The following is a 3,415-nucleotide window of genomic DNA, read 5'->3' on the forward strand; positions in this document are numbered from 1 at the left end:
TCGGCGCGGTCGGTGACGCGCTCGACGAGCGGCTCGTACCGCGCACGCATGGCGGCCCAGTCCACGCCGTGCATCTGCCGGTCGTAGAACCCATCGCGCTGCTGCCGCCACGCGTCCACGAAGATCTGCCGCCACTCGGCACGCGGGTCGACGGTGAGCGCCCAGTCGGCCAGCGACACGGCCGCCCGCGACAGGTCGGCGGGCAGCGCGCCGTCGGCCGCGATCACGCAGTGGTCGTCGCCCTTCACCACGAGCAGCGTCGATCGGTCGAGCGACAACTCGAAGCGGTCGACGCCGGTCGCCAGCGTCTCGAGCGCGCGGCGGTCGTCGATCGAGAGCATGCGCAGCGCCTTGCGTCCGCTCGCGCCGGCCTCCCACGAGAGGAAGTACAGGCGCTGCCCGTCGGTCTCGAGGCTGGCGTAGTTGCCCGGCACGAGCGGGACATCGGACACGCGGGCGGCCAGGCCGTCGACATCGATGCGCCCCTCGGCGGAGGCGGTCGCGGCCAGCGGGGCACGCGGCGGCGAGGCCCGTTCCTCGCGCGTCGCGAAGCGCGATCGCGCGTCGCGGCGGAGCGCCAGCTGGTACACGCGTGTCTGCCTGTCGAAGAACGGCTCGGGCTGGCGCGGCCCCCAGGGCGACGAGACCAGGCTGTCGAAGGTCCGCTCGGAGAGGAAGTAGAGCCACGCGCCGTCGGGACTCCAGGCGGGACTGTGGCTGTCGAACCGATCGGTGGTCACCGCATGCGCGCGCCCGTCGGCGACGCCGTAGATCCAGATGCGGCTCATGCCGGTGTCGCCAGGCATCACGTACGCGAGCCAGCGGCCGTCGGCCGACCACCGCAGGTCGCTGAACGGCCCGAGGCGGCTGGCCGCCACCAGGCGCGCGGCCCCGCTGCCGATCTCGTGCACCCACAACTGCTGGTCGGCGTCCTGATGGGCGACGAAGCGGCCGTCGGGCGACGGAGTGACGTCGAGCCGTGTGGAGGTGCCCTCGCGCGTCACCGGGCTGAACGCAGGCGTCGCGGCCGTCGTGGTGCTGGTCCAGGTCCAGACCTCGATTTCAGTGCCTCGGTCGGCGGCCGCGATGAACGTGCGGCCATCGGGCAGGAGCCGCGCATCCCGGTAGCGCACGCCAGGCTCGCGCGCCACGGGTGTCACGCGGCCCTTCTTCACCGGCGCCGTGAACACCTGTCCGCGCGCCGTGATCACCAGGCGGTCGCCCGTCGGGGACAGATGCGAGGACGAGATCCACTCGGTCGGCGTCGCGACCGTGCGCGCCCGGTCGCGTGCGCGCGGCCCCGGCAGGCGCGTCGGCACCAGCACGTCCTCGCCGTTGGTCACGTCGAGGATGCGCAGGTCGGCGCCGAGCTGGTACACGATCCGACCGTTGCGGAGCGAGGGCGCGAGCACGTCGAAGTCGACGTGGTGCGTGTGCTGCCGGCGGTCGTCGCCATCCGGGCGCATCGACCACAGGTTCATCGTGCCGTCGCGATCGGAGACGAAGTAGATCCGTCCGCGCCACGGCATGGGGGTGCGGCTGGTACCGGCGTGGTCTGCCGTGAGGGGCATCGCCTCGGCATCGCCCGGCCGCAGGCGCCAGATGGCCTGCGCGCCGCCGCCCTGGTAGCGCTTGGTGAAGCTGCCGAGGCTGCCGAAGCGCGTGAAGTAGAGCGTCCCGCCAGCGTCCCACTCGCCGTCGCTGGCCAGCGCCAGGGGCACGGGTGCCGCGGCCCGGGACTCCGGGTCGATGCGCCTCAACTGCACGCCGGGCAGCGCCGCGTACCGGCGCGTCGCGTACAGCACGTCGCCGTCGGCCGTCCAGCCGACGACCAGCGCCTGCTCGCCCTCGTACGTCAGTCGCCGGGGCACCGCACCGGACTGCAGGTCCATGACGTACACTTCAGTAGGCCCGTCGACGGTCGCCGAGTACGCCACCCGCGTGCCGTCGGGCGACACGGCGGGGTGCGATTCCTCGCCGGGCATGCTGGTCACCTTGACGGCATCGCCGCCGCGCAGCGGTACGCGCCAGACGTCTCCCTCCGCCGTGAACAGGACCCCATCGTCTGACAACGTGGGGAACCTGGCGTAGCTCGCCTCGTCAGGCGATGCGCACGGCGCGGGGCCTGGCGTGGCCACCCACGCGGCGACGGCAAGGACGAACGGCAAGAACGGATGTCGACGCATGACGCCTGTGCGACACGGAGTTGCAAGGATGGGCGCAGGTTCTCGCGCAAGACGGACGCGACCGCAGCGACGGTCGCGCCACGGCACGCGTGACGCCAGACTGACGGCACGATGCTGAGGAATTCATTCAAGAAGCTGCGATTCGGCGTCGATTCGCCCCTCATGGCCGAGGTGGGTGGAGACCTCGGGACCGCCCCCACGGATGGGGCGATTGTGCCGGATTCTCGTCGGTGGTGTCGGCGAGGCGGCTCGACCATGGGACACGATGCGGGCCGCCACAGCCCAAAAGCTAGCTGTACAGCTTTTGCTGCCATGACGGATTCTCAGGGCGGGATGGTTGGGTCGAGCCATGGACGGTGGTTGGCGTGGCTTGCGTCGCTCGTCGTGTCGTGCGTCGTGGCTTCGGGGGAGGTCCACGCTCAGGAGACGACGAGCACGCTGGTAGAAGCGCTGGCCGACCACATGGAGGGAGCCCAGCCATCCCGTGACCAGTTCACGGCCGCGCCCCGGCGCGGGGCGAACGTCATGGGCGCGGTGGCCGACTCCTTCCGCCTGCTGACGATGCAGCACGCCATCCGGATCGGCTTCCAGGAAAAGACCCGGCGCGAACTCGGCGGCCCCTTCCTCAAGGACTACGCCAACTCGATCCGCATGCCCCAGACCTGGGGCGACGGTGACGGCTGGGTGGTGAACTACCTCGGTCACCCCTCGCAGGGCGCGACGTCGGGCTGGGTCTGGATCAACAACGACCCCGGCGCGGAGCAGGTGAAGCTTGGCCTGTCGAAGCGCTACTGGACCAGCCGTGCCCGCGCCCTGGCCTGGAGCGCGGCCTACAGCACGCAGTTCGAGATCGGCCCCTACAGCGAAGCCTCGATCGGCAACGTCGGCCTCGACCCCGCGACGACGGGCTGGACCGACTATGTGACGACGCCGCTCGGCGGATTCGCGATGATCATCGCGGAAGACGCCATCGACCAGCACTTCCTCGTGTGGCTGGAACGCAGGACACGCTACAGGCCGCTGCGCGCGATCTACCGATCCTTCGCCACGCCCAACCGCTCGATGGCCAACCTGGCGAGCGGCCGATGGCCGTGGCACCGCGAGGGCCGCCCGCTGGGCGAGACGGGGCTACGCCCGCGCAACGAGTTCCTCACGACCCAGGCTCCCGGTGCCCCTGCCCCGCGCGGCACGGCCATCGCCATCGGCGCGCCCGTGCCCGAAGGCGTGGT

The 3,415-nt window shown here is 71.4% G+C and carries 2 pseudogenes; one reads left to right on the plus strand and one right to left on the minus strand.

Annotation, left to right across the window (positions count from 1 at the left end):
- A pseudogene (locus ACIRDX_RS21865) lies at nt 1-2,186 on the minus strand (hypothetical protein); the annotation flags it as partial.
- Between the two features lie 312 nt (nt 2,187-2,498).
- Here ACIRDX_RS21865 and ACIRDX_RS21870 point away from each other — a divergent pair.
- A pseudogene (locus tag ACIRDX_RS21870) lies at nt 2,499-3,415 on the plus strand (hypothetical protein); the annotation flags it as partial.

The organism is Luteitalea sp. (assembly GCF_044337415.1).
GTDB lineage: Bacteria > Acidobacteriota > Vicinamibacteria > Vicinamibacterales > Vicinamibacteraceae > Luteitalea.